This is a genomic window from Protofrankia sp. CiP1_Cm_nod1, from assembly GCF_920888515.1.
Lineage (GTDB): Bacteria > Actinomycetota > Actinomycetes > Frankiales > Frankiaceae > Protofrankia.
This window is the reverse complement of the sequence record NZ_CAKKTM010000124.1, coordinates 1-7,065: the sequence shown is the minus strand read 5'-3', so window position 1 is coordinate 7,065 and position 7,065 is coordinate 1. Positions and strand designations below refer to the sequence as shown.

Below are 7,065 nucleotides of genomic sequence, written 5' to 3'. Positions count from 1 at the left end.
GCCCTGATCTCCGCCTCGGCCGCCGGCCCGACGGCTGCCGGCGCCGGCATCGCCGCGGCCGGCGGGCCTGTCGTCCCCACCTCGCCGGCGTCCGTCCTGCCAGTGGCATACCGGCAACCGGCCGCCGGCGGCGGATCCCCCGTCCTCACGCCCTTCGGGGAGGCACTGCTCGCCCGGGTGCGGCAGGTCGCGCGCACCTCCGGGGGGACGCCGTGAGCGGGGGGACGCAGTGAGCCGCGCGGAACTCACCGGCCGAGGCCTGGTGCGCCGCTACGGGGGGCTCACCGCGGTCGACAACGTCGACATCACCGTCGCGCCCGGCAAGGTCACCGGGCTGATCGGCCCGAACGGAGCCGGCAAGTCGACGCTGTTCAGCCTGCTCACCGGGGTGGAGAAACCCGATGGCGGCAAGGTCTTCCTCGGCGGCCGCAACATCACCCGGATGCGCCCGGACGTGCGGGCCCGCCACGGGCTCGTCCAGACCTTCCAGGTGCCGTCGCTGTTCACCAGCATGACCGTCATGGACAACCTGCTGGTGGGCGCCGAGAACAGGCACCGCGACTACATCGGCGGGCTGCTGGGACGCACCCCGCACGGCAGTGCCCGCACCCGGCGGGTGATGACCCGCACCCTGGAGTCCCTCAACCTCACCGGCATCGCCGACACGACCACGGGAACACTGCCGACCGGGGCGCTGCGCCTGGTCGAGCTCGCCCGTGCCCTGTGCGCCCGGCCCGACGTCCTGCTGCTCGACGAGCCGGCCAGCGGGCTGGACGGGCAGGAGACCGAACGGCTCTCCGGGCTGCTGCGGCAGGTCGCCGACGAGGGGGTCGGCATCCTGCTGGTGGACCACGACGTCGAACTGGTCTTCTCCGTCACCGACCAGGTGTACGCGATGGTGGGCGGGCGTATCGTCGCCGACGGGGCACCGGCTGCCGTCCGTGAGGATCCGACCGTACGGGCCGTCTATCTCGCGCAGGGGCCGCTGGCATGAGCGCTGAACTGGTACTGACCGGCGCCCGCGCCGGTTACGGGACCATCGAGGTCCTGCACGGGCTCGACCTGACGGTCCCCGCGGGGAAGGTCACCGCGCTGCTCGGGGTCAACGGCGCGGGCAAGAGCACCACGCTGCGGGTGCTCGCCGGCGTGTTACCGCTGCGGTCGGGCTCCCTGACCTGGCAGGGCAGGACGATCACCAGAATGTCGGCCCTGGAGCGGGCCCGTTCGGGCCTGATGTTCGTCCCAGACGAACGCGCGGTCTTCGCCACCCTCACCGTGCGGGAGAACCTGCAGGTGGTGGTGGAGGCGATCGGGCAACGGGACATCTCCCCGGCGCTGGAGGCCTTCCCCCGGCTGGGCGAGCGGCTCGCCCAGCGGGCCGGGACGCTCTCCGGCGGCGAGCGGCGCATGCTCGCCCTGGCCCGGGCCCTGCTGGCCCGGCCCAGGGTGCTGCTGGTCGACGAGCTCTCCCTCGGCCTGTCACCCAAGGTCGCCAGCGAGCTGTTCACCTGGCTGGCGACGGTCGCGCTCGGCGGGACGACGGTGGTTCTCGCCGACCAGTACACCAACGACGCCCTCGGCCTCGCCGACGTCGCCTACGTCCTGCACCGGGGTGAGTGCTCGTTCGTCGGGGATCCCGCGGAGCTGCATCCGGCCGTCTCCGCCGAAACGGTCTGACTCCACCGGACCGGTCTGGCTTCACCGGACCGGTCCGAGCCCTGTGCCCGGGCCCCGGTGGGCGCATCCACCAGGGCCGGGCACAGGGCTTCACGCGGGTCTTCCCCGGGTGCTCACTCGGCCGGGTAGGACAGGTTCGGGACGGTGAAGCAGTTGGTGTTCATGTCCTTGACCTGGGTCACCCAGCCTCCCTTGCCGCCGTTCGCCGAACTCTCCCAACGGGCGACGTTGATGCAGTTCCGGTCGGTCTCCGGGGGGGCCGCGAGCTTGGTGAAGTTGCGTGGGGTCAGCAGACCGTCACCGTCATAGTCCTGCGGGCGGTTCAGGAACTGCTCGACGCACGCCCGGGTGAGGTTCGCGCCGCACGACCTGATCGCGTCGGTGAGCCACTGGGCGGACGCGTAGCCCTCGAGGGTCCAGATGCTCAGCTTGCCCTCGCGCGCGGGCTGGTGCTTCGCCATGTCCGCCCGGAACCTGGCCACCGCCGGGTAGTTCGTGTCGTTGTAGTTACGGATCGTGCTGATCGCGTAGGTGGAGTCACGGCAGTTGGGGGTGTCCGCGAAGGTCTGGCCGAAGGTGTCGGTCCATCCCTGCGAGGTGGTCACCTTCGCCTTGACGGTCAGCCCCTGGGCCTGCATCGACTTGCACAGGGCCAGGTTGCCGTTGTCCTCCATCGCGTCGAAGATCACATCGGCCCCGCGGGCCTTCAGGTCCAGTACGGCCGCGTCGAAGTTCGGGGCAAAGTAGTTGATCTCTTTTTCGACGACCGTGTAGCCCTCCCGGCGCAGGCCGTCGGCAACCGACTGCGCGTAACGCTGGGACGGCGCGACGTTGTAGTAGACCACGCCCGCGACCCTGGTGCTCAGGTTCTCCTTGAGCCACCGGTAGTTCTCGGTGCCGGCGTAGAGGTTCCCGTTGTAGCCGGGCTGCCTGCCGTCACGCGGATAGTAGCTACCGTAGATCGAGTACAGATGCGGGTACTGGTCGTAGGCGCTGCTGGTCGGCTGGCCGCCGACGTCCGGCACCCCCTTGGAGTTCAGGTACTGCGCGCCGGCGTAGTCGAACGCCGACACCCCGGCCAGGGCGAAGACCTTCTCGTCGTCGACGAGCTTGCGCACGCACGCCGTGTTGTCCGGCCCGCTGCCGTGGTCGTCACACTGGACGAGCGTGACCTTACGGCCGTTCACACCACCGGCGGCGTTGAGCGCGTCGAAGTAGGCCTTCGCGCCGTAAAGGGAGGTGGAGAAGGTCTCCGACCCCAGCGGGCTGGTCAGACCGACGATCACACCGACTTTGACGTCGTTCGCGGTCACGCCGGTATCCGACGCCGTGTTGGCCCCGGCACCCTGGGTGGGGCCGCCCGGCGGCGGGCTCGAGTCGTCCACCCTGCTTCCGCAGGCCGAAAGCACGAGCGCGGACAGCGTGGCAATGACGACGAGCAACCTCGCTCGCATAGGCATGCTCTCCCCCGGGATCGTTGGTTACCCCAAGACGCTATTGCGCCGGCCGGGCCCCTGCGCGTCGTGCTGCCGACAGGAAGTCCCAGCGTTTCCCGGCCGTTGACGTAACGCTGGGAAACGTCCGTCCGGGTGGCATGCCCGGAAACGGATCCGCGCCGTCCCCACCGGGGCCGTCACCGGCCGGCCCCGGAGCAACGGCCCTGACGTGTCACAGGAACCGGCGCCACCACCGCCGGCGGGACGTCGAAGGGACCGGCTGCGGCACCTGGGTGTCATCGGGCTCTCCCACGGTCTCGTCCGCGCCGCCCTCGGCATGCTCCGGGGTATCCCTGGCGGCCGCGGCAGCCGGCACCGCGTCGCCCGGGGCTTCATCGCCCGGGGCTTCGTCGCCCGGGATCACATCCTCTGGGGCTCCGCCGCCGGCTGCCGCGCCGCCGGGCCGCTGGCTCCCGGAGACGTCGGCGTCGGAGGCCTCCCCGGCGGCTGCCTCCGGAGCGGACGCCGGCTCGGCCACGGACGGTGCCACCACGGACGGCTCGTGGTCGCCGGACAACTCCTGGTCACCGACGGCCGCGGGCGGGGTGGCCGTGGCGGGTTCGGGAGTCTCGGCGCGCACGCCGGTATGCTCCACGGCCTCATCCGCCACCACGGCCGGAGCCCCTGCGGCCGTCCCGTCCACCGTGACCTGCTCGGCGGCGGACCGCGTTCCGGCGGACACGGGCTCCTCGACAACCGGTGCCGGGGCCACCTCGTCCGGCTCGTCCGGCTCGGCCACCTCGGCCACCTCGGCCACCTCGGCCGGCTCGGCCGGCTCGGCCGGCTCGGCCGGCTCGGCCGGCTCGGCCGGCTCGGCCGGCTCGGCCACATCGGCCGGCTCGGCCGGGGCGGATGTGTCATCCGGCCGCGCCGGGACAGACCTGGGGTAGGCGTCGTGCTGCGGCAGCAGGCGGTTGATGATGCGACCGTTCGGGCCTGGCGCACGGTGCAGACGGCCCTTGTCCGACAGGCGCCGACAGATCTGGTTCACAGTCTGGCGGCGCACCTGGAGCACTTCCGCCAGCTGTCCGTCATCCAGGCCGGCCGGGACCTTTGCCAGCCGCTCAAGAATGCGGTCCGCAACAGTAGACACGAACATGAACGCTATACGCCATCGACGGTGGGGTTGCAAACAGGGTGGGTTCGCTTCATCGTCCGTCGTCCAACCGTAGTGTGTCCGGCGCTCCTCGCAGAAGACGACGCTGAACCGGTGACGACGCGGCCGACGGGACTCCACCGGCCAGCGGTGAGCATTGGCCGCGGGACGGCCGGTGGGCGTTAGCACCAGGCCGTCAGGGGAATGGTCTTGACGGACAAGACCGGCCGCCATGGCCCGTCCTTTGCGATCGGGGATCGGCCGGCGATGCCCCGAGAGCTCTGGTTCGATCAGGAGGATACAGCGATGACGCAGCCGATCCCGGACGGCGGCAACGACGTCGACAGCGGCCACTTCAACAGCGGCTATCCCGACGGCGGCTATCCCGGCAGTGGCTACATCAACACGTACGGAAGCCCACTCGAACAGTCCGAAAGCCTCGACAGCGACGGCCTGGGCTCGACCGACCGCGGTTTCGACCCGCTCGACGACGGCTGGGATCCGCCGGACCGCTTCGGCCCGGGTGAACGCTTCGGCACCACCGCTCAGGAACAACGTGCCGGCGAGTCACTGGACTCGCTGCTCGCCCAGGAGCAGCCCGAGCCGGATCCGTACGACGAGGCGGCGCGACTGGAGTCCGGTGAGGTCCTGGAGTTCGACGTGTACTCCTCGGCCGACGGCCGCTTCTCGGCCGAGGACGCCGTCGAGCGGCCGGCCGCCCTCGACGGCGACGGGGAGCCGGACGACGTGCCGGCCCTGCTCGCCGACGACGAGGGCGTACGGACGGCGACAACAGCCGAACTCGTCGGACACGGGCCGGTCGGCGGCCGCGCCCGCGGCCGCGACAGGGCCAGGCCGACAGGCGCGCCGGAGGAGGAGGCCATCCACATCCGCAGCACAGAATGATCAAAAAGTAGTCGAAGAGCGGCCCCGGAACGATCCGCGGCGCGCAGTGGCCGGGCCGGCACGTGGGCAAATGATCATCGCGGTGTCCGCGCGTCCAGCGACCGGGCGTTCCCGGCACCCAGCACGTAGCAGGCGATCGCCGCGGTGGCGGCGACGTTGAGGGAGTCCACACCGTGCGCCATCGGAATCCGCACCCGGACGGTGGCCGCCTCCAGGGCGTCCCGGGTCAGCCCGGGGCCCTCCGAGCCGAGCAGCACGGCCAGCCGGTCACCCGGACCCGCCTCAAGCCCGTCCAGCGGCACGGCGGTGGCGGACGGCGTGAGCGCGACCAGCGTGAAGCCAACGTCCACCAGCAGGGACAACGCCGCCGGCCACGGGTCGAGACGGGCGTACGGGACGGCGAACACCTCCCCCATCGACACCCGCACCGCCCGCCGGTACAGCGGGTCGGCGCACGACGGGCTGAGCAGGACGGCGTCCATCCCGAGCCCGGCCGCCGAGCGGAAGATCGCGCCCAGGTTGGTGTGGCTGACGATGTCCTCGCAGACCAGCACCCGCCGCGCCGTGGCCAGCACGTCCGCCGCCGGGGCCGGCGGGCGGCGGCACATCGACGCGAGCGCCCCGCGGTGCACCTGGAACCCGGTGATCGTGGCGAGCACGTCCGGGCCGGCGAGGTAGACCGGCACATCCGGCTCCAGATCGGTTGGGACGGTCGCGACCTTCGCCGGCCCCACCAGCAACGATCGCGGACGGTAACCAGCCCGCCGGGCCCGTTCGATGACCATCTCACCCTCGGCGATGAACAGGCCCTCGGCCGGTTCCCGCCGCCGCCGCAGGGCCACGTCGGTCAGCCCCACGTAGTCGCGGACCCGCTCGTCCGCCGGATCGTCGATCTCTATGACGTCCAACCCGCTCCCATCCCCCGGCCTCGGCTCCCGCGGCTACGCCCCCTGGCTGGCCGAACCGGTCAACCCGCACCTGCTCTACACACCCACCATCACCATCTGAGCATCGTCACCGTCAGTCCACGGTCATCCCCGTCAGGAGCCCGCGTGAGCACACCGGACACGGCCACCGGCCCGATAGCCGCCCGCCTCGCCGACGACGCCGCGACGCTGCGCGCCACCGGCGCGATCCGCACCGACCGGGTCCAAGCCGCGTTCGCCACCGTGCGCCGGGACCGCTGCCTGACCCACTTCCGCCTCGGTGACCAGCACATCCCCGTCCCACAGGACAGCATCCCCACAGCGGATGTGCTCGACATCGTCTACAGCGGCCAGCCGCTGCTCACCCGCACCGGCGCCGTACCGTCGTCCTCCTCCACACCAACGATCATGGCCAGGACGCTCGAAGCACTCGACCTGCGCCCCGGCCACCGGGTCCTGGAGATCGGCGCCGGCACCGGCTACAACGCCGCCCTCATCGCGCACCTCAGCCACGCACCCGTGGTCACCATCGAAACCCATCCCCCCACCGCCGCCGAAGCCACCGCATCGATCCACCGATCATTACAACGGGCTGGTAGCACGGGGGGCGCCTGTGCTGCATCCGGAGGTCACCTCGGTCAGCCCGCCGGAGGCGCCGAAGACGGTGATGGTGTTCGACTGCGCTGACAGCTCGAACTGGCTGCGATAGCGCACGGCGGGGCCGTCGTTCACCGACGAACCCGGCGGTCGACGGGCGATCACCTCCGAAGTTCGCCTGCACGAGGACGGGTCGTGGAAGGTCACCCGGTTCGCCGTCGAGGGACTCGGGTCATGCTGAAGCGCGTCGTCCCTGTCGCCGTCTGCCTGCTGGGCGTCCTCGCGGTCGGCCCGCCTACGCCGACATCTTCACCTCCGCGGACTGCGACCAGAACCCCTACCCGGGATGTGAACTTGCAGCCGGGCA

8 protein-coding genes are annotated in these 7,065 nt (G+C 71.4%); 5 read left to right on the top strand and 3 right to left on the bottom strand.

Features of this window, described 5'->3' with window-relative positions:
• From NBX02_RS05985 to NBX02_RS05975, 3 genes are all read left to right on the top strand, one after another.
• Window positions 1–216 (top strand): hypothetical protein (locus NBX02_RS05985; protein ID WP_250290343.1); only part of this gene is annotated, 216 nt, incomplete at its 5' end.
• 13 nt (window positions 217–229) lie between these two features.
• Window positions 230–994: an ABC transporter ATP-binding protein gene (locus NBX02_RS05980; protein WP_250282937.1), complete on the top strand. Its 765-nt coding sequence runs from the start codon at window positions 230–232 to the stop codon at window positions 992–994.
• Window positions 991–1,677 (top strand): ATP-binding cassette domain-containing protein, encoded by a 687-nt coding sequence (locus tag NBX02_RS05975; RefSeq protein ID WP_250282935.1) that lies wholly within the window; start codon window positions 991–993, stop codon window positions 1,675–1,677. The genes NBX02_RS05980 and NBX02_RS05975 overlap by 4 nt, the downstream gene beginning before the upstream one ends.
• Window positions 1,678–1,790: 113 nt before the next feature.
• Here NBX02_RS05975 and NBX02_RS05970 read toward each other — a convergent pair whose 3' ends face one another.
• Window positions 1,791–3,131, bottom strand: coding sequence for an ABC transporter substrate-binding protein (locus tag NBX02_RS05970; RefSeq protein ID WP_250282933.1), 1,341 nt, complete (start codon window positions 3,129–3,131; stop codon window positions 1,791–1,793).
• A gap of 214 nt (window positions 3,132–3,345) precedes the next feature.
• On the bottom strand, window positions 3,346–4,266 hold the full coding sequence (locus NBX02_RS05965) for a hypothetical protein (protein ID WP_250290340.1): 921 nt from the start codon (window positions 4,264–4,266) through the stop codon (window positions 3,346–3,348).
• Window positions 4,267–4,575: 309 nt separating this feature from the next.
• On the opposite strand from NBX02_RS05965, the gene NBX02_RS05960 reads away from it, so the two are divergent.
• A complete protein-coding gene (locus NBX02_RS05960; protein ID WP_250282929.1) occupies window positions 4,576–5,175 on the top strand; it encodes a hypothetical protein in 600 nt (199 codons plus the stop codon).
• A 74-nt stretch (window positions 5,176–5,249) separates the two neighbouring features.
• On the opposite strand, the gene NBX02_RS05955 is transcribed toward NBX02_RS05960, so the two are convergent.
• A complete protein-coding gene (locus NBX02_RS05955) occupies window positions 5,250–6,074 on the bottom strand; it encodes a TrmH family RNA methyltransferase (protein ID WP_445548291.1) in 825 nt (274 codons plus the stop codon).
• Between the two features lie 153 nt (window positions 6,075–6,227).
• Here NBX02_RS05955 and NBX02_RS05950 point away from each other — a divergent pair, with 153 nt between their 5' ends.
• A complete protein-coding gene (locus tag NBX02_RS05950) occupies window positions 6,228–6,788 on the top strand; it encodes a hypothetical protein (RefSeq protein WP_250282925.1) in 561 nt (186 codons plus the stop codon).
• Window positions 6,789–7,065 lie beyond the last annotated feature (277 nt).

Excerpts from the sequence above, each read along its gene's own strand:
- NBX02_RS05975 (WP_250282935.1), top strand. The coding sequence starts at position 991 with ATGAGCGCTGAACTGGTACTGACCGGCGCCCGCGCCGGTTACGGGACC.
- NBX02_RS05970 (WP_250282933.1), bottom strand. The coding sequence starts at position 3,131 with ATGCGAGCGAGGTTGCTCGTCGTCATTGCCACGCTGTCCGCGCTCGTG.
- NBX02_RS05960 (WP_250282929.1), top strand. The coding sequence starts at position 4,576 with ATGACGCAGCCGATCCCGGACGGCGGCAACGACGTCGACAGCGGCCAC.